This window comes from Luteimonas sp. KH_071, from assembly GCF_057838005.1.
Window position 1 is genome coordinate 3332268 of record NZ_CM174458.1, and the last position, 24117, is coordinate 3356384.

Consider the following 24117-nt stretch of genomic DNA (forward strand, 5'->3'; position numbering starts at 1 on the left):
TTCCACGCGATCGCCCAGGGAGCGCATGCACTTGATCAAGGACGTCCTAGGCGCTGGCGGTCCCGGCCTGCTCATTCCTGTCGTGTTGTTCGGATTGGTGCTCTACGCCGCGCGCGGCCTGTTCGGCCTGCACGGCAGACGCAATCAAAGCCGGAACGAGTTCTTGGAGCGATGGGATCCGAAGCGAATTGACGACGATTTGTGGTTGGAAGTGACGATCCGCCACCTCTACGGCACGAATCTTCCCGCACATGTCATTCGCGCAGCGCTTGCACATCCGCACGCAAGCCAAGCGTTGAGTGATCTGTCCGATATCTGGACATTTCTCAGCTACGACGCTGACACGCAAACGGTCAGCTGGCAGTAATCGATACATCGCAACCAGACGACTCGCGGACTTCTAAGCCACTGGCCGCTCATTCGTTATTTCCTGTTCGCCTTCAGTGGCGCCAGCGCCGCGTACTACGCGGCGCACATTAGCGGACTCAGCCAGTGGGTCATTTCGATCTTTGCCGCCGTCATGATTTCGTGCGCCTTTATCAGCCTGTGGCGCGCAGAGGCTGAGAAGGCGGCGGCCAAGGTTGGCGAAGCGTGGATCAAAAGGATTAACGGTGTCCGAGAGATTCCGTCGCCTGCCGACGGCACTGATAAGTGAAGCTGGCACCGTTAGCACGTGGTTGGCTTCAACCAATGGGTATTCCCAACGAAGCGTCTTAAGTGAACATAGCACCGTTATCCCGGCGTTATTTCACTCGTCTAAATAACCTAATGACCAAGTCTCGAACGAGCGATCTAAAAATTACAATTGTTGCCAACTGCACGACAACGAAGTATCCAATAAACAATTTTCCGCCTGACTGCCAACCATTGGCGAATCCGTGAATCACGCAAAGCACCGCCATCACTGCAAGTAGCTGAGCTTCAAAAACAAGCATATCGCGAAGGTTGGATTTTCGGAATTTCATTGTGGATACCGCGCCTTCTCAATCTGATCCCCTACCAAGGAAGCGCCAACATCAACCGCTGCAACTTGAACGGCGAAAATCGTGCTTTCAGCCTGGTTTCCGGAATTTGATGATCTCGTAGTATCAGCCACTGTGCAATGCAAACCACCGCGCGCCTACTTTTTATCTAAGCCTGAATTCTCGCTAGCCGCAAGTCGCGCTCCGAGCGCTCCGCTTGCGAGAGAAAGTGAGCCTGGCACCGAGAGGCTGAGAAGACGGCGAGCAAAGTTGGCGAAGCGTGGATCAAAAGGATCAACGAAGGGCGAGAGATCACGTCGCCTGCCGACGCCAGTAAAAAGTGAACCTGGCACCGTTATCCAGCGGTTGCTGAGGCACACCATGGTCATGCCATTGGTGGGGTAGATCGACATCGCGTCGCTGTTGCCAGGGGCACCGCCCCTGTGGCCGAACAATCGTCGAACCCGATTATTTAGACCTGACCCTGTTCCTGTCGTCACGCGAGATAAAGTTAACCTGGCACCGTTAGCCCTGTCGAATTGATCAAGGACGTCATTGCCGCCTAGGGGAACCTGGCACCGATTAATCGGGCACCGTTAGCCACCGTGTCAGCAAACATGCCCATCCTTTACCCAAGCAGCGTGGCGAGGAAATTCGAGACTTGCTTTCAACTGCGCTGCATCGCTTGCTTCGATATCAATCTGACGCAACTCAGTCACTGACCACCTGTCCGTCTTAGACCAAATGAAAGTGCCAGGCGTTTGTGAGCGACTGCTCTGCATGAGCCCCCATTGGCTGACCAACCCATCAAACAGGATTTCCTTAATGGTTCGACCATGATCGATCATTACAGAGATCGAGGTGATTCGGTACCTATCGCGAATCGGATCACTGCCAGGGAATAAGATGAAGGAAAGTTCGTAATTATTACGATCGTCGTCAGTGAACGTCGCTTCTCGGTTCGGTGACGTAGCGCTGACGCATTCCAGGCCCCAGTCTTTGGCAGTGCCTTGTGTTGCGGGGCCGAACAATTCCTCCGCCTGGCCGAGTGTCATGCCGAGACAGAGTTCGCCTATGCAGCGCGCCCCTTCGATCTCAAGAATTGCGGCGTGCCACTCTTTTGAAGCGCCCGCCGCCTGAGCGCTAGAAGCCGGACCCGCTAAAAGCGCGGCAAGATATATGCATGTGAGTCCCTTCAAAGACTTATTCCTTTAAGTGAATCTGATCCCGCTACACGGGCAAGGCGTGGATCAAACGCATCCATGCCGAATCGGAACATCTTGAGACGATCGACGGTGCGACTTAAGTGACCTGGCACCGTTATCTGCATAGCGAGGGTCCGGCCCCCGATCGCGGGGCACGGCGGTCTGCTGTTCAACCAAAGTAAAAGTCGAATCTGACCCCTGCCGCGCCGCTGCCCCTTATGCGGCCTCGTTGGCCGGGTAGAGACAGCCACGTCGCACTGCATGTGCATGGAACTTCTTGCTCATCTTGCGCCACTCCTTCTCGGTGTATGGCGAGTAGTCAACGACCGCGTGTGCTGAGTTGTCGGGCAAAGGATCTGAGTACGCAGAGACTGCTTCTGCCGCGTACTCGCCAACCGCTATTGCCCACACGCCACCAGACCTGCGACCAGCTGCGAGGTAAGCCTCGAACGCCTCGCGTGGCGTCACCATGCTGTTGCGGTCTGAGGAAAGCAGACCCTCGTCATTCGAGTTCGGCTGAAAAGCGCGGGTCGCCGGCCTACCTTCTTGTATCCAAATCTCGATGACTTGGCGAAGCAAGAGCTCATCGTGATCGCTCAGCTTGTGTTCTTCTCTAACTGGCATTACTGGCCCCCTGTATCAGAATCCATTCCACTCCAGAAATGACTAAAGGCTGACAGCATATGCTCGTCAAACTGCGCAAATTCGACGTCGAGTTCTTGGTCAGTCTCTACGTTCAGCGCATGAAGCTCGATGGCAAGGTCTGGCAGCGTTACGGTTGCGCTGATCTCCCAGTCCCCGCGCGTCCACTCACCCGTTACGCTTCCGTCAGGCAGTGGGTAAACGTAAGGCATGGGCACACCCGCTTCGGTAGTGATCATCGCTACCAGTTCGCGCATTCGGGCAATAGCTCCTGTATCCGGCGCGGGATTGTCGCCCGAGTACCAGCCTGCGGGTGTGCTCGCAATTTCAGCCAAGCGTTCCTCTAATGGCTGCTGAGGCTCGTCATCGGTGTAGATGAGCTCTTTGAGCTTGATGATCCTTGTCAGTCGATCATGTCGATCGAACAGACCTATACCAACAACTCGTACTTGGTGGCGGCGTCGAGCAATCGCTTTCTCGCACTCTTCGACTGTGTCCACAGTGAAATCGAAACGAGCGCCGTCTTCGTCAATCAAATGCACGATTCGAGAATGAAGATCACCGCCCGTGAGCATGAACTTCTGATCTAACGCGTTCTCATAAGTCGCGTTGGCGGACAGCACAATGCGTTTGCGCGTTTCGCTGTCGTATCGAACCGGAACCGTACGCCCATGGGAAAGTTCGGCATGCTCCCCCGCTCTGAGGCTTTGCCCAAAGCGGTTGAACTTGCCGACGAGCTCACGAGGGAACTCTTGGGGCAGAGGTTGGCCATTGTTAGCGGCCGCTATCACGCGGTCAAGCAGGTCACGCGCGTCTTCAAACTCGCCATAGCGAGGAAAGCCGAAACCAGCCTGCGCAGCATTTGCGGACTGGTCTTCCAGCGTCTCTAACCTCTGTGCCAGCGCGGTTGCACTGTTGCCTTGAATGACTTGGGACAAGCCAAGTTGGAACGACTCCTCGAACCCTTTGGGCACCCGTTGCCGGTCGCTGTTCCGCTCACGAAATAGATGCTTCGCAACTTCCACCACCAAGTCGCGGTAGGCCGCAAGGTCGGGAAGAACGTCGAACGGGATGGTGTGGGAGTCGAAGCGTCCACCGGCAAAGCGCACGCGCACGAAATCGCCGTTGTGTTCGATCTCTGGCTGCGGTTGCTGGCTCGGTACGTCCGTCATTTTAGGCCTCCCCCAGCCCCATCCTCAGCCGGGTTGATAGCAGATTGTCGTTCTCCTGTCTCGCTCCGTGAGACATACGTGACCCACTCTGGGTTCCCCCAACTCTGGCTATTGGCTATGCCCCGCCGTCGAACCATTGCCTGTGACCACTGCGGCTTCCTGCAGCTGAAGCGCGATACCGAGTGCGAAGCCTGCGGGCGCATAACACGCCGGGAACGCAACCGCTGGATTACCAAGGCGGTGCAGCTGGGCGTGATTCTGCTGGTGGGTGCCTTCATGTACGCCAAGCTCAAGGGGCTGGCACCGTAGTAGGCGGGTGACGGCACAGGTGGGCAGTGGAAACGAACGGTGCCAGGTTCACTAAAGAAAAGGGCAGCCAGATGGCCGCCCTTTCTTAAATTCCATCGACTGGAATCAAACCCCAACCGGATTCGCCTTCTCCGGATCGATCTTGTACAGCTTGATCGCCCGGGCCACATCCTTGCCAGTCATCTTCCCGTCCTTCATCAGCCCCTCGATCGCGGCCTGGGCGATGTAGTAGCGATCGACCTCGAAGTGACGACGCAGGTTGGCACGCGTATCCGAGCGGCCGAAGCCGTCGGTGCCGAGCACGGTGTACGTGGCTGGGACGAAGGCGCGGATCTGGTCGGCGAACGCGCGCACGTAATCCGTTGCGGCGATGACCGGGCCCTGGCGACCTTCGAGCAAGGTGGTGACGTAGGCCTTCCGCGGGCTCTTGGCTTCGGGGTTGAAGCGGTTCCAGCGCTCGGCATCCCAGCCGTCGCGACGCAGCTCGGTGAAGCTGGGGCAGGACCAGATGTCGGCGGTGACGCCGAAGTCCTTGTCCAGCAGCTCGGCGGCGGCGATGGCTTCGCGCAGGATGGTGCCCGAGCCCAGCAGCTGCACGCGCAGCTCGCCCTTCTTGGCCTTGCCGGCATCCTTGAGCAGGTACATGCCCTTGATGACGCCTTCGGCCGCGCCTTCGGGCAGCGCCGGGTGGCTGTAGTTCTCGTTCATCAGGGTGAGATAGAAGAACTCGTCTTCCTGCTGGTCGAGCATGCGCTGCATGCCGTAGTGCAGGATCACCGCCACTTCGCCGGCGAAGGTGGGGTCATACGCGCGGCAGTTCGGGATGGCGCCGGCCAGCAGGTGGCTGTGGCCGTCTTCGTGCTGCAGGCCTTCGCCGTTGAGCGTGGTGCGGCCGGCGGTGGCGCCGAGCAGGAAGCCGCGGGCGCGCATGTCGGCGGCCTGCCAGGCGGAGTCGCCGATGCGCTGGAAGCCGAACATCGAGTAGTAGATGTAGAACGGCAGCATCGGCACGTCGTTGGTGCTGTAGCTGGTCGCCGCGGCCATCCAGCTGGAGAACGCGCCGGCTTCGGTGATGCCTTCTTCCAGCACCTGGCCGGCCGCGTCCTCGCGGTAGTACGACAGCTGGTCACGGTCGACCGGCTTGTACTTCTGGCCCTGCGGGGCGTAGATGCCCAGCTGGCGGAACAGGCCTTCCATGCCGAAGGTGCGGGCTTCGTCGGCAACGATCGGCACCACGCGCGGGCCCACCTGCTTGTCGCGCAGGATGATGGACAGCGACTGCACGAACGCCATCGTGGTGCTGATCGAACGCTCACCGGTGTCCTGCATCAGGCGGTCAAACACCTTGAGCTCGGGCGCCTTGAGGGTTTCGGTGCTCTTGCGGCGACGCTGCGGCAGGAAGCCGCCCAGCGCCTGGCGGCGCTCGAGCATGTACTGCACTTCCTCGGAATCCTTGCCCGGGTGATAGAACGGGATTTCGCCGTCCTTGAGCGCGGCATCGCTGACCGGAATCTTGAAGCGGTCGCGGAAGGTGCGCACGGCTTCGTCGTCGAGCTTCTTGGTGTTGTGGGTGGGGTTGAGCGCTTCACCGGCGCTGCCCAGGCCGTAGCCCTTGACCGTCTTGGCGAGGATGACCGTGGGCTGGCCCTTGGTGTCCATCGCGTTCTGGTAGGCGGCGAAGACCTTGTGCGGGTCATGGCCGCCGCGGTTGAGGCGCCAGATGTCGTCGTCGCTGAGGTTGGCGACGAGGTTCGCGGTTTCTGGGTACTTGCCGAAGAAGTTCTCGCGCGTGTACGCGCCGCCGAACGCCTTGCAGTTCTGGTACTCGCCGTCGACGGTCTCCATCATCAGCTTCTTGAGCATGCCGTCCTTGTCCTTCGCAAGGAGCGGATCCCAGTAGCTGCCCCAGACGGTCTTGACCACGTTCCAGCCGGCGCCGCGGAAGCCGCCTTCCAGTTCCTGGATGATCTTGCCGTTGCCGCGCACCGGGCCGTCGAGGCGCTGCAGGTTGCAGTTGATGACGAAGACCAGGTTGTCGAGGCCTTCGCGGCCGGCGACCGAGATCGCGCCGAGGCTTTCCGGCTCGTCGGTCTCGCCGTCGCCCATGAAGCACCACACCTTGCGGTCGGACTTGGGCATCAGGCCGCGGGCTTCGAGGTACTTCCAGTAGCGCGCCTGGTAGATGGCGGCGATCGGGCCGAGGCCCATCGAAACCGTGGGCACCTGCCAGTAATCGGGCATCAGCCAGGGGTGCGGATAGGACGAGATGCCCTGGCCGTCGACTTCCATGCGGAAGTGGTCGAGCTGGCTTTCCGTGAAGCGGCCTTCGAGGAACGAGCGCGCGTAGATGCCAGGCGAGCTGTGGCCCTGCGTGGCGATGACGTCGCCCGGGTGATCGGCCGACGGCGCGCGGAAGAAGTGGTTGAAGCCCACGTCATACAGCGTGGCGCTGGAGGCGAAGCTGGCGATGTGGCCGCCCAGATCCCCGGGCTTGCGGTTCGCGCGCACCACCATCGCCATCGCGTTCCAGCGGATGATGGAGCGGATGCGCCATTCCAGCTCGGAATTGCCCGGCATCTTCGGCTCGAGATGCGTGGGAATGGTGTTGACGTATTCGGTGGTCGGCGCGAACGGCAGATGCGCGCCGGCGCGGCGCGTCAGCTCGACCATGTTCTCGAGCAGCTGGTGGGCCCGCTCCGGGCCGCCGACGTCGATGACCGCTTTGAGCGACTCGACCCATTCGCGGGTTTCGGTCGGATCCGGGTCGTTCTGCAGGACGTCGTTCAGCCAGTTCATTCTCTGCTCCAGCGCGGCGCACATGCCCGCGTCTCATGGGGGTCGTTCGGACCCTGAATTCTAACAGGGGGACGCGACTGACACCGGACGCCAGCGGACGGTCCGCGTTGCCACGAACGCCGCCCTCGGCGATGATCCCGCGTTCAGGGGAGGATGCGGCATCATGCGCGACCGCTCCGCCCGCGCGAGATGCACCGTCCCATGCCGCACACCGTGACTCCACCCTCGTTATTGAGCCGCTGGCGCCTGCCCGTGCTGGGCCTGGCGATCGTGGCTATCGTGGTGGGACCGTTCCTGATCATGCGCGCGGCGATCGGCGAATCGGACGTCGCCACCGAGAAGGTGATGCACACCCGCGAGGTGGAATCGCTGATGCAGACGGTGGCCGCCGACGCGCGCAGCCTGGAGGCCGCGGCGATGACCCGCGCCCGCGGCATCGACAGCCCGGTGCTGCGCCAGCGCATCGAAGAAGCCCGCGCGCGCATCCTGCCGAACGTGGATGCGGTGCTGGCGCTGACCCGCGACAACCCCGAACAGCAGGCGCGCCTGGGTGCGCTGCGCAGCAACCTGGAACAGCGGCTGGCGCGGATCGACGCGGTGACGGAGGCGGCCGAGTCCGCGACCGACGAGCAGATCGACAACATGGTGGTGCTCAACCCGATCCAGCTGCTGATCACTGGCATCGTCGACGAGGAACAGCAGCTGCTCGACGACCGCGCCGACCGCGCCGCGCGCGCCGACCGCAATGCCGACGTCGCCCGCTGGACCTCGATGCTGGTGCAGCTGGCCCTGCTGCTGGGCGCGAGTTATTTCGCGCTGCGCGAACAGAGCGGCCGCCGCCAGGCCGAAGGCCTGGCCGCGCGCGCCAGCAATCGCTCGGCGCTGGTGCTCGACAGCGTGCGCGAGCCGATCGTGCTGATCGACCGCGACCAGCGCGTGGTGATGCACAACGCCGCGTTCGCCGAACTCTACGGCGCGGACGATGTGGAGATCCGCGGCGAAAAGCTGGCCGCTGTGGGCGAAGGCGCGTGGGACCACGCGGAGACACTGCGCCGCTTGCACGACGTGCTGGCGCGCAACCGCGAACTGTGGGATCACCGCATCAGCCAGAGCACGTCGGACGGCATCGAGCGCACCATGCTGGTCAATGCACGCCGCATGCCGCTGCCCGACCGCGAGGATCCCGTGGTGCTGGTGACCGCGTCCGACGTGACCGCGCAGACCATCAGCGAGCGCCAGATCCGCGAGCTCAACCAGCAGCTGGAAGGCAAGGTGGAGCAGGTTTCGGACGTCAACCGTGAGCTGGAAGCCTTCAGTTACTCGGTCTCCCACGATCTGCGCGCGCCGCTGCGCCACATCGCCGGCTTCGCCGACAAGCTGGGCCGGCATCTGGGCGCCGACGTCGACGAGAAGACCACGCATTACCTCGGCGTGATCGGCGGCTCGGCGCGGCGCATGTCGGCGCTGATCGACGACCTGCTGGTGTATTCCCGCCTGGGCCGCAGTGCGCTGCGCCTGCAGAGCGTGGACCTGCAGTCGCTGGTGGCCGACACCCGCGCGATGCTGGACTCGAACGCGGCGGCCGAACATCCCGGCCATCGCATCGAATGGACGATCACGCCACTGCCGATCATCGTCGGCGACGAGAACATGCTGCGGCAGGTGTGGTTGAACCTGCTTGGCAATGCGGTCAAGTACAGCACCGGCAGCGAGCCGGCGCAGATCGAGATCGATTGCCGCCGCGGCGCCGATGGCGGCTACCAGTTCAGCGTGCGCGACAACGGCGCCGGCTTCGACATGCAGTACGCGGGCAAGCTGTTCGGCGTGTTCCAGCGCCTGCACTCGGCCAGCGAGTTCCCCGGCACCGGTGTGGGCCTGGCCAGCGTGCGTCGCGTGCTGGGTCGCCACGGCGGCCGCATCTGGGCCGAAGCCGAGCCCGGCAAGGGCGCCACGTTCCACTTCACCCTGCCTGCGTCGATGACCGATGCGGGTCCGTCTTCTTCACCAGGACACTCCCTGACATGAGCGAAATCCGCACGATCCTCCTCGCCGAGGACAGCCCGCACGACGCCGAGATGGCCATCGACGCGCTGCGCGAAGCCCACCTCGCCAATCCCATCGTGCACGTGGAAGACGGCGTCGAGGCGCTGGACTACCTGCTGCAGCGTGGCAAGTACGCCGACCGCGCACCGGGCGATCCGGCGGTGCTGCTGCTCGACATCAAGATGCCGCGCATGGACGGCCTGGAAGTGCTCAAGCAGTTGCGCGAGCACGAGACGCTCAAGCGCATGCCGGTGGTGATCCTGTCGTCGTCGCGCGAGGAGAGCGATCTGGCGCGCAGCTGGGACCTGGGCGTGAACGCCTACGTGGTCAAGCCGGTGGACGTGGACCAGTTCTTCGAAGCGGTGCGCACGCTCGGCAAGTTCTGGGCCGTGCTCAACGAAACGCCCGACGAAGAGTGATGGTCGAGGCCGCGCCGTTGCGGGTGCTGATCGTCGACGACTCGCGCGACGACGCCGAGCTGACCGAGCTCGCGCTGCGCGATGCGGGCATGGACGTCGACTGCCGCCGCGCCTATGGCGAGGCGGGATTGACCGACCTGCTGCGGGATTTCAGGCCGCAGATGGTGCTGTCGGATGTGAACCTGCCCGGCTTCTCCGGTGCACAGGCGATGGGCCTGTCGCGCGCGATGCTGCCGGGCGTCCCGGTGGTGTTTCTGACGGGCTCGGAGATCGGCGTGCCGGGTGAGGAACTGCCGGTGGGCGACGGCCTGGTGTTCAAGGACGCGCTGGAATTGCTGCCGGGCGTGGTGCGGGGACTGGTGACGGCGTAAGCGGCCTGGGGGTCGTTGCGCCGTGTTGCGCATTTGACGTGTGTGGCGTCGCTGGGTGTTCGCGGCGCTGGTGAGGCGATGGGTTTCGCTCGGCTCTACCCATCCTGAGGACTCTGTGACGCGCGGCTGCGGTGTGTGCCGCGGGTGGGATGGCTGCGGGCGTTTGCCCTCACCCCAACCCCTCTCCCAAGGGGAGAGGGGCTCGATTACGCGAGCGTGCTGCCTTTAGCCCCTCTCCCTCCGGGAGAGGGGTTGGGGTGAGGGCCATCGAAGAGGCGATGCCTCAATCGAAGTGGAACGTGTCGAATCCAGCGCGCGATGCACTTGCGAACCTACGCGTCATCGTGGTCTCAGCCTTCCGCTTCCGCCAGCTGCGCCTTGCGGATCTGCGCATCCACCGCGGCGATCGCGGTCATGTTGATCACGCGGCGCGGGGTGGCGGACGGGGTGAGGATGTGGGCCGGCTTGTTGACGCCCATCAGGATCGGGCCGAGCGCGGCGCCGCCGGTCATCACGCGGATCATGTTGTAGGTGATGTTGGCGGCGTCGATGTTCGGGAACACGAACAGGTTCGCGCGACCGCTCAGCGTGGTGTCGGGCAGCATGCGGCGACGCAGGGACTCGTCCCATGCGGTGTCGCCCATCATCTCGCCATCGAACTCCAGCTTCGGCGCGCGACGCACGAGGATCTCGCGAACTTCGCGCATCTTGCGGGCGCTCGGATCGTCGTGGCTGCCGAAGTTGGAATGCGACAGCAGGGCGATCTTCGGCTCGATGCCGAACAGCTTCAGGCGGAGCGCGGCCTGGATGGTGCTCTCGGCGATCTGCTCGGCGGTCGGATCGGGCTGCACGTGGGTGTCGACGAAAAACCACAGGCCCTGGTCGTTGACCACGCCGGTCATCGCCGACGTGCTCTGCAGGCCCGGGTCGAGGCCCAGCACGCTGCGCACGTAGCCGAGCTTCTTGTGGAAGCGGCCGACGATGCCGGTGATCATCGCGTCGGCTTCGCCGCGGTCGACCATGATCGCGGCGATCAGCGTGGGCCGCGAACGCAGCAGGTTCTTCGCCGAATCCGGGGTCACGCCGCGCCGCGCGGTCAGCGCGTGGTAGTGCTGCCAGTACTCGTTGAAGCGGGGATCGTCGTTGATGTTGGTCAGTTCGAAATCGCGACCGGCGACCAGGCGCAGGCCCAGGCGCTTGATGCGCATGTCGATGACGTCGGGACGGCCGATCAGGATCGGGAACGCGAGTCCTTCGTCGACCACGGTCTGCACCGCGCGCAGCACCACTTCCTCTTCGCCCTCGGCGTAGACGATGCGCTGGCGGTCGGCGCGTGCGCGATCGTAGGCGGGCTTCATCGCCAGGCCGGTGCGGTGGATGAACTGGCCGAGCTTTTCGCGATAGGCGCGCATGTCGTCGATCGGACGCAGCGCGACGCCGGAGTCCATCGCGGCCTGCGCGACGGCCGGGGCGACGATGGTCAGCAGGCGCGGGTCGAACGGGCGCGGAATGATGTATTCGCGGCCGAAGCTCGGGATCTCCTCGCCGTAGGCGCTGCCCAGATCGCTCGCTTCTTCCTTCGCCAGCTGCGCGATCGCATGCACGCAGGCGAGCTTCATCGCCTCGTTGATGCCGGTCGCGCCGACATCGAGCGCGCCGCGGAAGATGTACGGGAAGCAGACCGCGTTGTTGACCTGGTTGGGGAAGTCGGAGCGGCCGGTGGCGATGATCGCGTCCGGACGCACGCGGCGCGCTTCCTCCGGCATGATTTCCGGATACGGATTGGCCAGCGCGAGGATCACCGGATTCGGCGCCATGGTGGCGATCATGTCCGGCTTGAGGATGCCGCCGGCCGACAGGCCCAGGAACACGTCCGCGCCGGCGACGATGTCGGCCAGCGTGCGCGCGGGGGTATCGCGCGCGTAACGCGCCTTGTCCGGGTCGAGATTGTCGCGGCCGCTGTGGATCACGCCGTCGCGGTCGAAGGCGAGGATGTTCTCGGGCTTGAGGCCCAGCGCGACCAGCATGTCCAGGCACGCGATGCCCGCGGCGCCCGCGCCGGTGGTGGCGAACTTGACGTCCTCGATGCGCTTGCCGGCGATCTCGAGCGCGTTGACGATCGCCGCGCCGACGATGATCGCGGTGCCGTGCTGGTCGTCGTGGAACACCGGAATCTTCAGCCGCTCGCGCAGCTTGCGCTCGACGATGAAACACTCCGGCGCCTTGATGTCCTCGAGGTTGATGCCGCCGAAGGTCGGCTCGAGGCTGGCGATGATCTCGACCAGCTTGTCGGGATCGCGCTCGTCGACCTCGATGTCGAACACGTCGATGCCGGCGAACTTCTTGAACAGCACGCCCTTGCCTTCCATGACCGGCTTGCCGGCCAGCGCGCCGATGTCGCCCAGGCCCAGCACCGCGGTGCCGTTGGAGATCACCGCGACCAGATTGCCGCGCGCGGTGAGCTCGCTGGCCATGTTCGGGTCGCGGACGATTTCCTCGCAGGCGTAGGCCACGCCCGGCGAATACGCCAGGGCGAGATCGCGCTGGGTCAGCATCGGCTTGGTCGCGCTGACGGTGATCTTGCCCGGCGGCGACGCGCGGTGATAGTCGAGGGCGGCCTGGCGGAATTCGTCGTTGGACATCGTCGGGGAGTCTGCTCTGGAAAAAATGACGCGGGACAGGATTCTAACCCCGCCCCGCGCGAACCCCTGGACGGGGGCGTGTGGTCCGCTTCAGGACCGCTGGATACGGCCCGGTCGGCACGGCCGACCGGGCCGTCCGGTCAGAACACGACCTGGGTGCGGATGTTGAAGGTGTGGCCCGAATCCTGGCCCGCGTAGGTACCGACCTGGTTGTCGGTATTCCAGCGCACGACGTTGAACATCACGCGCGACCAGTTGTTGAGGTACCAGTTCAGGCCCAGCGTCCACGAATCGCCCTCGCCGCCGCGCGCGGCATCGGTGAAGTCGTACTTGTCGTAGCGCGTGGCCAGCTCCCAGGCACCGATGCCGCCCTCGGTGACCGGACGCGCGACGCGGGTGGTGCCCCACACGCCCGAGCGGGCGCTGAAGCCGGGCTTCTCGCCGGTGATCAGCCAGCCGGCGTAGGCCGAATGCGCCTTCTGGTCGACTTCGCCGACCGAGGTCGAGCGCAGCGTGGTCTCGCTGGTTTCGGCGAAGGCCCAGAAGTTGCGGAAGGTGCCGCCGAGCTCGGCGCCCCAGACCTTCTCGCCGGTGACGTCGTTGATGGCGCTGGCCGACACGCGCACGTTGTCGTTGAAACGCGAGGCCACGCGCGGCGTGCGGTTGATGCGGTTGGTGTCCACGCCGTAATCCTCGTGCACGTACCAGCCACCGACATGCAGGAAGCCGGCCGGGCGCTTGATCGGGTTCACGTGGCCGCGGAAGGAATAGGTCAGCGAATCGGTCTCGGTGCCGGTGTTGCCGACGTCGTCGCCGGTGACGCCGAAGGTGGTGTGCCAGTTCTGCCCGATCATCTTCATCTGCACGCCGAGGCCGAAATAGCCGCTGGCCGGCATGCCCACGCTGGCCACCGCGTTGCGCTCCATGAAGGGCGTGCGGGTGAGCGTGGTGCTCGAATCGATGGCGCGGTCCTTGAGCTTGTTGCCGACGTAGAACTCGGTGGGAATGCTGCCGAGCATCGTGTCCCAGCTCAGGTAGGCATCCGACAGGCTGACGGTGTTGTCGGCCAGCTCGGCGTCGATCTTGTAGCCCAGCGGTCCCATGCTGCCCTGCGCGCCCAGACGCGCCTGGCGCAGGTTGGTGCCGGTGATGTTGCGGTCGTCGAAGCTGGAGCCGTGGGTGGACGAGAAGTCCACCAGCACGCGACCACGCGGGTTGAAGGTGAAGCCGCGATCGCTGCTGCGGAACTCGGGGCCGCCGCGACGCCAGCTGACGTTGCCGCCACCACCGCCGCCCCCGCCGCTTGCGGCGAGCTGCGCGACCTGGGCCTGCAGGATCGCCATGTCGTCCTGGCGGGTATCGGCGACGGCGGCGTCGACCTGCGCCTGCACGCCATCGGCGGGCGCGCTTGCCGGCGCAGTGGCGACGGCCGGTGCGCCCATCGCGTCGAGGCGCTGGTTGAGCGCCTGCAGCTGCGCGGATTGCTGCTGGATCTGTTCGGCCTGCAGGCGGATCAGTTCACGCAGTTCGGTTTCGGTGGCGGTATCGGCGGCGAGCGCCGGCAGCGCGGCCAGGCCCAGCAGGGCGCCGGCGGCGAGCGCGCGGGTATGTGTGCGATTCATTCGGTGTGTTCTCCCTAAAGCGGATGCAAGGCGTGGACGGCTCAGTCGCCGTCTTCTTCGAGATCGGCGTCGTCGGTGTCGGCCGGCGGCGGCATCGGTGCGGTCTGGCCGGTCAGCGGCTGCAGGCTGACCGGCGGTGCGGCCATGAAGCCGTGTGCGCGCGCCCAGGTGGTGAACAGGCGCGGCCATTGCGCGACCTGCGTGCCGGGCCGGCCCAGCCCCCAGCTGTGGCCGCCGCGATCGAAGATGTGCAGTTCTGCAGGCACGTTCTGCGCGCGCGCGGCCTGGAACATCAGCAGACTGTGGTTGACGTCGGCGATGCGGTCATCAGCGGCGTGGGCGAGGAACACCGGCGGCATGTCGCTGCGCACGTGGCCTTCGACCGAATAGGCCTCGACGGCATCGGACTGCGTGGCGAGTTCGCGGCGGCTGCGGGTGGTGTCGTAGGGCGGCTTCAGCGTGACCACCGGGTAGAGCATCGCCAGGAAGTCCGGGCGCGACGGCAGGCGGTCGCTCGCGTCGAGCGCGGGATAGAAGTCGTGGTCGAAGCGCGTGGCGAGGATGCCGCCGAGGTTCGCACCTGCCGAGGACCCCATGACGCCGATCTTCGTCGGGTCGATGCCCAGTTCGGCCGCATTCGCGCGCAGCAGGCGCATCGCCCGCTGGCCGTCGGCGAACGGCGCGGATGCCGGCCAGCCGTCGACCGGCATGCGGTAGTACAGCACCGCGCTGGTCACGCCGATCGACGCGAGCCACTGCGCCATCGGTCGTGCCGCGGTGCCGACCTGGATGCGGAAGTAGCCACCGCCGCCGAGGATCAGCACCGCGGTGCCGTTCGGATTCGCCGGGCGGTGGATCTCCATGCGCGGCTGCGACACGCGGGTGACCGCGCCCACCGCACTGCCTTCGTTGCCGATCTGTTCCGGTCCGCTGACGGTCTGCGGCAGGTGGCCGTCCGGCCAGAGGTTGAGCGTCTGCGTGCCGGTCTGGGCATGCGCCAGGCCGGTGCAGGCGAGCAGGAGGCCGGCGATCAGGCCGGCCCAGTGGTGTCGTGTCGTCATGGGTTCCCCTCCCAGGGCGTTGCGTGTGAATCGTTTCAAGCGGCGTGCGTGCGCTCAGTCCAGCGCGAGCACGCCGCGGTCGCCCGGGCCTGCCGCCGGGTCGGGCGCGGCGGCGACCGGCAGCGGCTTGCCATCGAGCGCGGCGGCCAGCTGGTCGCGGTCGAGCGCGCCTTCCCAGCGCGCGACGACGACGGTGGCGACCGCATTGCCGATGAAGTTGGTGATCGAGCGGCATTCGCTCATGAAGCGGTCGATGCCGAGGATCAGCGCCATGCCCGCGACCGGCACCGTCGGCACCACCGACAGCGTGGCGGCGAGCGTGATGAAACCGGCACCGGTCACGCCGGCCGCGCCCTTGGAGCTGAGCATCGCGACCAGCAGCAGGGTGATCTGCTGCCACAGCGTGAGTTCGGTGTTCGTCGCCTGCGCGATGAACAGCGCGGCAAGCGTCATGTAGAGATTGGTGCCGTCGAGGTTGAACGAATACCCGGTCGGCACGACCAGGCCGACGACCGACTTCTGGCAGCCGGCCTTTTCCATCTTCTCCATCAGCGACGGCAGCGCGGATTCCGACGACGACGTGCCCAGCACCAGCAGCAGTTCGGCCTTCAGATAGCGGATCAGCTTGAAGATCGAGAAGCCGCAGGCGCGCGACACCGCGCCCAGGATCACGAGTACGAACAGCGCGGCGCTGACGTAGAACGTGCCGACCAGCCACGCCAGGTTCGCCAGCGACGACAGACCGTACTTGCCGATGGTGAAGGCGATCGCGCCGAACGCGCCGATCGGTGCGGCCTTCATCAGGATGTGCACCAGCTTGAACACCGGCACGGTCAGCGTTTCCAGAAACGCCTGGATCGGCTTGCCCTTCTCGCCCACCAGCGCCAGCGCGATGCCGAACAGCACCGCGATGAAGAGCACCTGCAGGATGTTGCCGTCGACGAAGGCGCCGACCAGGGTGCCGGGAATGATGTCGAGCAAAAAGCCGGTCAGCGTCATCTCGTGCGACTTCTGCACGTAGCCTTCGACCGCGGCGGTGTCGAGCGAGGCCGGATCGATGTTCATGCCCACGCCCGGCTGCACGATGTGCGCGACCAGCATGCCGATCACCAGCGCCAGCGTGGAGAAGAACAGGAAGTAGGCCATCGACTTGGCGAACACGCGGCCGACCGTGCGCAGCTGGGTCATGCCGGCGATGCCGGTGACGATGGTCAGGAAGATCACCGGCGCGATGATCATCTTGACCAGCTTGATGAAGGCATCGCCGAGTGGCTTGAGCTGTTCGGCGAATGCCGGCTCGAAGTGACCCAGCAGTGCGCCGAGTGCGATCGCGATCAGCACCTGCACGTAAAGCTGGCGGTACCACGGCAGCCGCGGCGCGGCGGGGATCTCGGACGGGATGGCGTGCATGGGTGCGTACCGGGTGTGCGCATCCAGCGAATGCGGATGCAGGCGTTGCGTTGTACGCGGCTGCGGCGACGCTGCCGATAGCGCATTGGTGTTAGCCCCCCTATTCCTAATCCTTTCGGACTAGCCCGCAGATCGTGTGCACATCCCCGTCCTAGACTTCTTCTGTCGCACGCGCGCGGACGACGCCCCCACACCGCAGCAGGTCGCCCCCGCGCCCGGCTGCAGCCTCCCCCAAGGATTCCATGCGTTGCATCCTCCCCTCCTTGCGGGTGCTGTGCACCTGCACTGCGACCCCGCATGCGTTCGCCGCCGATGGCGCGCAGGCCTGGCCACCGGCATTCACGTTCGCCGACGGCACGGATGTCGCGCTCACCGGCAACTTCGCCTGGGATCACAGCGATTTCAGCGGCGACGCCCGCCTCGGCAGCGACAACGGCATGCGCCGCCGCGAGTTCGGCGCGACGTGAACTGCGACGCGAGCCGACGTTCCGCGACCTGAATTGCCGCGCGTTGCGCGGCCTGCAGCTGAATCGACAGCGCGTTCACCCCGTCCATGCTTCAGCGCGCGACGTTCCGGCCGATACCACGAGCTCGTCCACCCGATTCTGTCGCCATGTCCCTGTTCGCTCCGCTTCAGCGGCGCCTCGCCGATCTTCCGGTCGCCCGCAAGTTCATCCTGCTGTGCGCGGTTCTGGCGCTGGGCATCCTGGCCCTCGCGGTCTCTGCCGCCCGGCTGCAGTACCTGGAGCTGGTGGACGCGCGCAAACAAAGCGTGCAGATCCAGATCGAAACCGCGATGAGCGTGGCCGATCACTACGCCAGCCAGGCCCGCAGCGGCGCGATCACGTCGGAACAGGCGCAGGCGCTGGCCATGGGTGCGCTGGGTGCGATCCGCACCAACGACGGGACCGACTATTACTTCATCGTCGATCCGCAGATGCGCATCCTCATGCATCCCAGTCGCGAGACCGGGACCGACATGAGCGATTACCAGAGCAACTCGGGCGAGTACGTCTACCGCGACATCCTCGAGACCGTGACACGGGGCGACGGCTTCTCGTACTACAGCGCGCCGAAGCCGGGCAACGAAGGCCAGTTCGAGAAGATCAGCTATGCACAGGCGTTCGACGAGTGGGGCTGGATCGTGGTCATGGGCGTCTACGCCGACGATATCCAGCACCAGGCGATGGCGTTCACCCGGTTGATGGCGCTGATCGGCGGCCTGGTGATGCTGACGATGGTGTGCCTGTCATGGCTGATCGGCCGCGCCATCGTGACGCCGCTGCGCGCCGCGACGCGCGCTGCCGAAACCATTGCATCGGGTCGCTTCGACAACCCGATCGCCATCACCTCGCGCGACGAGACCGGCCAGCTGATGGCGAGCATGCGTCAGATGCAGGATCAGCTGCAGCGCTTCAATGGCGAGATGAACACGATGATCCGCCTGCAACAGGGCGAGGACATCACCCACCGCATTCCGGAGGATTTCCCCGGCGATTACGGTGCGCTGGCCCGCGGCGTCAACACGGTGGTGTTCGAGCACCTCGACGCCATCAACGATGCGATGGCGGTCATGGACGAATACGGCCAGGGCGACCTGAGCCGCGACATGCGCCGTCTGCCCGGCCAGCGTGCGCGGCTGCACGAGGCGCTGGACACCGTCAAACGCAACATGGGCGCGGTCAACAGCGAGATCGCCACGCTGGCCGAAGCCGCCGCGCGCGGCGACTTCGGCGCGCGCGGTGACGAGTCCCGCTACAGCTTCGCGTTCGCCGAGATGGTGGAAGCGTTGAACCGGCTGATGCAGCAGGCCGATGCCGGTCTCACCGACGTCGGCCGGATCATGGCCGCGATCGCCGACGGCGATCTGTCGCAGCGCGTCGATGCGCGCTACCAGGGCGCGTTCGGCCGTCTGGCAGACGATGCCAACCGCACCGCGTCGCAGCTGGCCGACGTGGTGCGCGGTATCCAGCAGTCGGCGGTCTCCATCGACGGCGCCGCCGGCGAGATCGCCGCCGGCAACGACGACCTGTCGCGCCGCACCGAGAGCCAGGCCGCGAACCTCGAGGAAACCGCGGCGTCGATGGAGGAGCTGACCTCCACCGTGCGCCAGAACGCCGACCATGCGCGCCAGGCCAACGAGCTGGCACGCAGCGCGGCCGACGTCGCCGGCCAGGGCGGCCGCGCGGTCGAGGAGGTCGTCGCGACGATGGCCTCGATCGATGCCTCGTCGGCACGCATCGGCGCGATCATCGGCGTCATCGACGGCATCGCGTTCCAGACCAACATCCTTGCGCTCAACGCGGCGGTCGAAGCCGCACGCGCCGGTGAGCAGGGCCGCGGCTTTGCGGTCGTGGCCAGCGAAGTGCGTACGCTGGCCCAGCGCTCGGCCGACGCCGCGCGCGAGATCAAGCAGCTGATCGGAGAATCGGTCAGCCGCGTGCGCGAAGGCTCCAGCCAGGTCGCCGTGGCGGGATCGACGATGTCGCAGGTCCTGACGTCGGTGGGTCGGGTGACGGAAATCATGGCCGAGATCAGCGCGGCCTCGCAGGAGCAGTCCTCGGGCATCGACCAGGTGAACCAGACGGTGATCCAGCTCGACGAGACCACGCAGCAGAACGCGGCCCTGGTGGAGGAAGCCACCGCCGCGGCGCGCAGCCTCGCCGACCAGGCCCAGCAGCTCACCCGCGCCGTCGCCACCTTCCGCCTGGCGCCCGCCCCGGCCGTCCACGCCTTCGCCGTGCCGGCATGACCGCGCGCCGCGCCACACAGGATTCCACCCCCATGCGTCTGATCACCGGTTGTTTCGCACTCTGGGCAGCGGCGTCGCCCGCCCTGGCCTACGACATCGAACAGTGGCCCATCAAGACCACGCTGTCCGACGGCACCGAGCTGGCGCTGACCGGCAACTTCGCCTGGGACACCGTGGATTTCAGCGGCGATCCACGCCTGGCCGACGACGAGGGCATGCGCCGCCGCGAATTCGGCGCCACGGTGAAGAAGGCCGGCGTCTGGGACGCGATGGTCTATTTCGACTTCGAGTCCAAGGCCTGGCTGGACGTCTTCGTGCGCTTCGACAGCAAGCACTTTCTCGGCACCGATGTCGGCAAGCTGCGCGTGGGCTACATCAAGGTGCCGGTCGGTCTGGAAGGCGTGACCAGTTCGCGTGCCGGCACGTTCATGGAACTGGCCGCGCCGATCCAGGCGATCTATCAGGGACGCCGTACCGGTGCGGAGTGGACGCTGGAGCGGCCGCGCGGCCTGGTCCAGCTGGGCGGCTACGGCGGCCAGGATCTGCAGGGTGACAACCCTGGCCAGACCTGGGCGGCGCGTGGCGTGTGGACGCCGCGCAAGGCTGCGGGCGACGTGCTGCACCTGGGCCTGGCGCTGTCGCAGGAACACCCGCAGGGCTGGACCGACGGCCGCGGCGTCGACTTCGCGCCGACCGCGCGCCTGCGTGCGCGTCCCGGCGCCGGACTCACGCCCGTGCGCCTGGTCGATTCCGGCAGCCTGGCCCCGGTCGACCACATCCGCCGCACGGGTCTGGAGGGCATCTGGATCCAGGGGCCGGTGTCGTTGCAGGGCGAGCTGCTGCGCGCCGACATCGCCCGCGAGGGCGGCCGCCCCGACTACAGCGCCGACGGCGGTTATCTCGCGGCCAGCTGGCTGCTGACCGGCGAAAGCCGCCCCTATTCGGCCGGCAACGTCGCCAACCCCAAGCCGGCGAACGGCTACGGCGCGGTGGAAGTGGCGGCGCGCTACAGCACGCTCGATCTCGACGACAGCCCGGTGGCCGGCGGCCGCCAGCACGACTGGACCTTCGGCGCGAACTGGTACCTGACCTCGCACTTCAAGCTGCAGGCCAACTACGTCCACGCAAATGCCACCCGCAACGGCGTGACCACACGCCCCGACGCGGTGGAACTGCGCGCGCAGGTGCAATTCTGAACCACGCTGCTGGTGATGCTCGCGATCGCTGCCGCGCTGTCCGGCTGTCGCGGCGACACCGAGCGCGGTGCAGCAGCGGCGATGCCGCATCGCGCGCGGACGCCGCCTCCACGCGGCGTCAACCACACGACACACCTACACTGGCGTGATGCGCACCCGACCGCGCCTGCGACGTCTTCTGCTCACCGTGCTCATCGCCTGCGGTGGTCTCGTGCTGGTCGCGGCGCTCGGCTATCGCGAAGGCGGACGGCGCGCGCTCGACGCGCAGTCGGTGCAGGCCGCGCAGCAGCTCGACCTGCAGGCCCAGGCGCTCGACCAGCGCATCGAACGCTACCGGGCCCTGCCGCAGGTGCTGGCGCTGGATCCCGACCTGCGCGCATCCGTCGCCGCGCCGGTCGACGCCGCCACCCGGGCGCGCCTCAACCGCCGCCTCGAAGATGCCAACCGCACCACGCGCGCCTCGACGCTGACGCTGATCGACGCGCGCGGCGTCGCGATCGCCGCGAGCAACTGGCGTGATCCCGGCAGCAATGTCGGCGAGGACTACGCGTTCCGTCCCTACGTGCAGCAGGCGCTGCGCGAAGGTCGCGGCCGTTTCTACGGCATCGGCGTGACCACCGCCGTGCCCGGTTACTTCCTGTCCGAAGCGCTGCGCGACGATGCCGGCCGCGCGGTCGGCGTGATCGTGATCAAGATCGAACTGGCCGCGATCGAACGCACCTGGCCCGACGACGGCGACCTGGTGCTGGCCAGCGATGCCCACGACGTGGTGTTCCTGGCCAGTCGCGCCGCGTGGCGCTATCGCGTGCTCGCACCGCTCGATGCGCAAGCGCGTCAGGAACTCGCTGCCACCCGGCAGTACGAGGGCCAGCAGCTGCGCGCGTATGCGGGGCAGGTGCAGCGCCGCGCCGATCCGCATGGCGCGGTGGTGCGCATCGACATGCCGGCGATGCCGGGCCAGTGGCTGTGGCAGCGTGTACCGGTCGCCGATACCGACTGGACCCTGCATCTGCTGCAGGACACCGCACCGGTCGCGGCCGCCAGTCGCGAGTGGGCCACGATCGCCGGCGCGACCTGGGCCGCACTGGTGTTCCTGACCCTGTTCCTGCAACAGCGCGTGCGCCTGGGGGCGCTGCGCCGGCGCAGCCGCGACGAACTGGAAACGCTGGTCCGCCACCACGCCGAGGAACTGCGCAGCGCGCGCGACGGTCTGGTGGCCGCGGCGCAGGAAGCCGACACCGGCCTGAGCCGGCGGCTGGCCCATCTGCCGCAGGGCGTGGTGATCATCGATGCGGACCAGCGCATCGTCGCGTGGAACGCGCGCTACATCGAACTGTTCCGGTTCCCGCCGGATCTGGTGCGCGTGGGCACGCCGATCGAGGAGATCTTCCGCTACAACGCGCGGCGCGGCCTGCTCGGACCGGGGCCGGTGGAAGAGGCGATCGAACGCCGGCTCGAACACCTGCGCAGCGGCAAGCCGCACATGCGCGAGAGCGAGAAGACCGACGGCACGGTGCTGGAGATCCGCGGCAACCCGCTGCCCGACGGCGGCTTCGTCACCAGCTACGCCGACATCACGACCTACAAGACCACCGCGCGCGAACTGCGCACGCTGGCCGACGCGCTGGAACAGCGCATCGCCGAGCGCACCGCCGACCTCGAACAGGCACGTGCCGAGGCCGAGGCCGCGAACCGCTACAAGGGTCGCTTCGCCGCCGCCGCGGTGCATGACCTGCTGCAGCCGCTCAATGCCGCGCGCATGTTCGCCGCCGGCCTGCGCGCGCGCCTGCGCGACGAGGAGACGCGGCGGATCGCCGACAACATCGACGGCGCGCTGTCGGCGCAGGACGGCATTCTCGCCAGCCTGCTCGACATCTCGCGGCTCGAGACCGGCACGCTGCGGACCGACATCCGCGAAGTCGCGCTGGGGCCGCTGCTCGAAGGCCTGGCGCGCGAGACCGGCGTGCTCGCGCAGGCGCGCGGCCTGCGCTTCGACCACGTGCCCACACGCGCCTGGGTGCGCAGCGATGCGACGCTGCTGCGGCGTCTGGTGCAGAACTTCCTGTCGAACGCGGTGCGCTACACCGCGCGCGGACGCATCGTGCTCGGCGTGCGCCGCGACGGCGACCGCCTGTGGATCGAAGTGCACGACACCGGGCCGGGCATTCCACCGAACCGCCAGCGCGAGATCTTCGAAGAATTCCGCCGCCTCGATGACGGCAATACCGGGGATCGCGGCGCGGGCCTCGGGCTCGCCATCGTCGACCGCATCGCGCGCCTTCTGGGCCATCGCATCGACCTGCGCTCGCGGCCCGGCGCCGGCAGCGTGTTCCGGGTGTCGGTACCGCTGACGGACGCGCCCGCACACCCATCTGCCGCAACCGTGACGCCCCACGCACCTGCGCAGGACGACGCACCGCTCCGCGGCTGTCGCGTCTGGGTGGTCGACGACGACCCGCAGGCGTGTGCCGCGACCCGGCAGCTGCTGCAGCGCTGGGACTGCGAGGTCCTGCTCGCGGACGGCCCGCACGCCGCGCTCGCCGCCGCCGTGCGCGGCGAAGCGCCGGACATCGTGCTGCTCGACGTGCGCGAGGGCGCACACCCCGGCCCGGGCCTGTTCGACACCCTGTGCGACCGCTGGAGCGCGGTGCCACTGGCGATCCTGGTCACCGCCGGATCCGACCCGGCACTGCGCGCACAGGCGCGTGACGCGGGCCAGGGCTTTCTGTCCAAGCCAGTGCGCCCGCCGGCACTGCGCGCCCTGATGATGCAGATGCGGCTGCGGGGGTACTGAGGCGGAAATACGCCCGGCCCCGCGTGCGGGGCGGGCTGGAAAAAACTACGCCTCGTCCTCCCGCTCCAACGCCTTCACCAGCACCGCCGCCTGCGTACGGCTGTGGCATTCGAGCTTCTTGAGGATCGCGGTCACGTGCACCTTGACGGTGTTCTCCGCCAGTCCGAGCTGATGCGCGATCTGCTTGTTGAGCAGACCGTCGGCGATGCCCAGCAGCACGCGGAACTGTTGCGGGGTGAGCTGGGCCAGGCGCGCGGCGAGTTGCGCATCCTCTTCCGAACGTTCGGCGGTCAGCGGCGGGAACCAGCTGCCGCCGTCGAGCACGTTCGCCACGGCCTGGCCGATGGAGTCTGCCGGCGCCGATTTCGAGATGAACCCCGACGCGCCGAACTGCTGCACACGGCGCACGGTGCGCGGGTGGTCGTTCGACGAGATCACCACGACCGGCAACTCCGGACGTTCGCCGCGCAGCCAGACCAGTGACGACAGTCCGCGTGCACCGGGCATCGTCAGGTCGAGCAGGACGAGTTCGATCTCCGGATGCGCGTCGAGCGCGGGCGCAAGTGCCGAGGCCGTCGCAGCTTCGATCACGCGGATCTGGCCGAGGCTGTCGCGCAGTGCATGCAGCACTGCGGCCCGCAGCAACGGGTGATCGTCGGCGACGAGAATGGTAGGCGCGGCGTCCATCTGTGCAGTCTGGCACGGACGGCGGAATGCAAAC

General features: G+C 66.4%; 17 protein-coding genes. 9 read left to right on the forward strand and 8 right to left on the reverse strand.

Annotated features, from left to right (window positions below):
- Positions 1-31 precede the first annotated feature (31 nt).
- Complete coding sequence (locus AC3IRM_RS15370) at positions 32-367, forward strand: hypothetical protein (RefSeq protein WP_489203955.1); 336 nt, start codon at positions 32-34, stop codon at positions 365-367.
- 1203 nt (positions 368-1570) lie between these two features.
- On the opposite strand, the gene AC3IRM_RS15375 is transcribed toward AC3IRM_RS15370, so the two are convergent.
- Both AC3IRM_RS15375 and AC3IRM_RS15380 read right to left on the reverse strand, forming a co-directional pair.
- On the reverse strand, positions 1571-2161 hold the full coding sequence (locus AC3IRM_RS15375; RefSeq protein WP_489203956.1) for a hypothetical protein: 591 nt from the start codon (positions 2159-2161) through the stop codon (positions 1571-1573).
- Between the two features lie 629 nt (positions 2162-2790).
- Entirely contained in the window at positions 2791-3981 is a 1191-nt protein-coding gene (locus AC3IRM_RS15380; RefSeq protein ID WP_489203957.1) for a hypothetical protein, read from the reverse strand.
- Positions 3982-4098: 117 nt separating this feature from the next.
- Here AC3IRM_RS15380 and AC3IRM_RS15385 point away from each other — a divergent pair, with 117 nt between their 5' ends.
- The gene (locus AC3IRM_RS15385) at positions 4099-4290 is read left to right on the forward strand and encodes a hypothetical protein (RefSeq protein WP_489203958.1); all 192 of its coding nucleotides are present in this window, start codon (positions 4099-4101) and stop codon (positions 4288-4290) included.
- A 105-nt stretch (positions 4291-4395) separates the two neighbouring features.
- Here AC3IRM_RS15385 and aceE read toward each other — a convergent pair whose 3' ends face one another.
- Positions 4396-7086, reverse strand: a complete 2691-nt coding sequence (gene aceE / locus AC3IRM_RS15390; RefSeq protein ID WP_489203959.1) for a pyruvate dehydrogenase (acetyl-transferring), homodimeric type — start codon at positions 7084-7086, stop codon at positions 4396-4398.
- A gap of 201 nt (positions 7087-7287) precedes the next feature.
- Here aceE and AC3IRM_RS15395 point away from each other — a divergent pair, with 201 nt between their 5' ends.
- From AC3IRM_RS15395 to AC3IRM_RS15405, 3 genes are read left to right on the forward strand one after another with little or no spacing between them, the layout of a single operon-like run.
- Positions 7288-9111, forward strand: coding sequence for a sensor histidine kinase (locus AC3IRM_RS15395; protein ID WP_489203960.1), 1824 nt, complete (start codon positions 7288-7290; stop codon positions 9109-9111).
- A complete protein-coding gene (locus AC3IRM_RS15400) occupies positions 9108-9548 on the forward strand; it encodes a response regulator (RefSeq protein ID WP_310232537.1) in 441 nt (146 codons plus the stop codon). The genes AC3IRM_RS15395 and AC3IRM_RS15400 overlap by 4 nt, the downstream gene beginning before the upstream one ends.
- Complete coding sequence (locus AC3IRM_RS15405) at positions 9548-9919, forward strand: response regulator (protein WP_489203961.1); 372 nt, start codon at positions 9548-9550, stop codon at positions 9917-9919. The genes AC3IRM_RS15400 and AC3IRM_RS15405 overlap by 1 nt, the downstream gene beginning before the upstream one ends.
- A 350-nt stretch (positions 9920-10269) precedes the next feature.
- Here AC3IRM_RS15405 and AC3IRM_RS15410 read toward each other — a convergent pair whose 3' ends face one another.
- From AC3IRM_RS15410 to AC3IRM_RS15425, 4 genes are all read right to left on the reverse strand, one after another.
- Positions 10270-12561 (reverse strand): NADP-dependent malic enzyme, encoded by a 2292-nt coding sequence (locus AC3IRM_RS15410; protein WP_489203962.1) that lies wholly within the window; start codon positions 12559-12561, stop codon positions 10270-10272.
- A gap of 140 nt (positions 12562-12701) precedes the next feature.
- The gene (locus tag AC3IRM_RS15415) at positions 12702-14183 is read right to left on the reverse strand and encodes an OprO/OprP family phosphate-selective porin (protein ID WP_489203963.1); all 1482 of its coding nucleotides are present in this window, start codon (positions 14181-14183) and stop codon (positions 12702-12704) included.
- 41 nt (positions 14184-14224) lie between these two features.
- A complete protein-coding gene (locus AC3IRM_RS15420; protein ID WP_489203964.1) occupies positions 14225-15244 on the reverse strand; it encodes an alpha/beta hydrolase in 1020 nt (339 codons plus the stop codon).
- A 54-nt stretch (positions 15245-15298) separates the two neighbouring features.
- Positions 15299-16654: a dicarboxylate/amino acid:cation symporter gene (locus AC3IRM_RS15425; RefSeq protein ID WP_489203965.1), complete on the reverse strand. Its 1356-nt coding sequence runs from the start codon at positions 16652-16654 to the stop codon at positions 15299-15301.
- A gap of 242 nt (positions 16655-16896) precedes the next feature.
- Here AC3IRM_RS15425 and AC3IRM_RS15430 point away from each other — a divergent pair, with 242 nt between their 5' ends.
- The 4 genes from AC3IRM_RS15430 to AC3IRM_RS15445 all read left to right on the forward strand — a co-directional run bounded on the left by AC3IRM_RS15430 (position 16897) and on the right by AC3IRM_RS15445 (position 23396).
- Positions 16897-17121, forward strand: coding sequence for a hypothetical protein (locus tag AC3IRM_RS15430; protein WP_489203966.1), 225 nt, complete (start codon positions 16897-16899; stop codon positions 17119-17121).
- 146 nt (positions 17122-17267) lie between these two features.
- Entirely contained in the window at positions 17268-19406 is a 2139-nt protein-coding gene (locus AC3IRM_RS15435) for a methyl-accepting chemotaxis protein (protein WP_489203967.1), read from the forward strand.
- Between the two features lie 32 nt (positions 19407-19438).
- The gene (locus AC3IRM_RS15440) at positions 19439-20602 is read left to right on the forward strand and encodes an OprO/OprP family phosphate-selective porin (protein WP_489203968.1); all 1164 of its coding nucleotides are present in this window, start codon (positions 19439-19441) and stop codon (positions 20600-20602) included.
- A gap of 148 nt (positions 20603-20750) precedes the next feature.
- The gene (locus AC3IRM_RS15445; RefSeq protein ID WP_489203969.1) at positions 20751-23396 is read left to right on the forward strand and encodes a hybrid sensor histidine kinase/response regulator; all 2646 of its coding nucleotides are present in this window, start codon (positions 20751-20753) and stop codon (positions 23394-23396) included.
- 45 nt (positions 23397-23441) lie between these two features.
- Here AC3IRM_RS15445 and AC3IRM_RS15450 read toward each other — a convergent pair whose 3' ends face one another.
- Positions 23442-24083 (reverse strand): LuxR C-terminal-related transcriptional regulator, encoded by a 642-nt coding sequence (locus tag AC3IRM_RS15450; protein ID WP_489203970.1) that lies wholly within the window; start codon positions 24081-24083, stop codon positions 23442-23444.
- Between the last annotated feature and the right edge of the window lie 34 nt (positions 24084-24117).

What these genes read in the sequence shown, in the direction of transcription:
- AC3IRM_RS15420 (WP_489203964.1), bottom strand. Translation starts at nt 15,244, where the DNA reads ATGACGACACGACACCACTGGGCCGGCCTGATCGCCGGCCTCCTGCTC.
- AC3IRM_RS15405 (WP_489203961.1), top strand. Translation starts at nt 9,548, where the DNA reads ATGGTCGAGGCCGCGCCGTTGCGGGTGCTGATCGTCGACGACTCGCGC.
- AC3IRM_RS15445 (WP_489203969.1), top strand. Translation starts at nt 20,751, where the DNA reads ATGCGCACCCGACCGCGCCTGCGACGTCTTCTGCTCACCGTGCTCATC.
- AC3IRM_RS15410 (WP_489203962.1), bottom strand. Translation starts at nt 12,561, where the DNA reads ATGTCCAACGACGAATTCCGCCAGGCCGCCCTCGACTATCACCGCGCG.
- AC3IRM_RS15395 (WP_489203960.1), top strand. Translation starts at nt 7,288, where the DNA reads ATGCCGCACACCGTGACTCCACCCTCGTTATTGAGCCGCTGGCGCCTG.
- AC3IRM_RS15440 (WP_489203968.1), top strand. Translation starts at nt 19,439, where the DNA reads ATGCGTCTGATCACCGGTTGTTTCGCACTCTGGGCAGCGGCGTCGCCC.
- AC3IRM_RS15425 (WP_489203965.1), bottom strand. Translation starts at nt 16,654, where the DNA reads ATGCACGCCATCCCGTCCGAGATCCCCGCCGCGCCGCGGCTGCCGTGG.
- AC3IRM_RS15385 (WP_489203958.1), top strand. Translation starts at nt 4,099, where the DNA reads ATGCCCCGCCGTCGAACCATTGCCTGTGACCACTGCGGCTTCCTGCAG.
- AC3IRM_RS15450 (WP_489203970.1), bottom strand. Translation starts at nt 24,083, where the DNA reads ATGGACGCCGCGCCTACCATTCTCGTCGCCGACGATCACCCGTTGCTG.
- AC3IRM_RS15415 (WP_489203963.1), bottom strand. Translation starts at nt 14,183, where the DNA reads ATGAATCGCACACATACCCGCGCGCTCGCCGCCGGCGCCCTGCTGGGC.
- aceE (WP_489203959.1), bottom strand. Translation starts at nt 7,086, where the DNA reads ATGAACTGGCTGAACGACGTCCTGCAGAACGACCCGGATCCGACCGAA.
- AC3IRM_RS15400 (WP_310232537.1), top strand. Translation starts at nt 9,108, where the DNA reads ATGAGCGAAATCCGCACGATCCTCCTCGCCGAGGACAGCCCGCACGAC.
- AC3IRM_RS15435 (WP_489203967.1), top strand. Translation starts at nt 17,268, where the DNA reads ATGTCCCTGTTCGCTCCGCTTCAGCGGCGCCTCGCCGATCTTCCGGTC.
- AC3IRM_RS15380 (WP_489203957.1), bottom strand. Translation starts at nt 3,981, where the DNA reads ATGACGGACGTACCGAGCCAGCAACCGCAGCCAGAGATCGAACACAAC.
- AC3IRM_RS15430 (WP_489203966.1), top strand. Translation starts at nt 16,897, where the DNA reads ATGCGTTGCATCCTCCCCTCCTTGCGGGTGCTGTGCACCTGCACTGCG.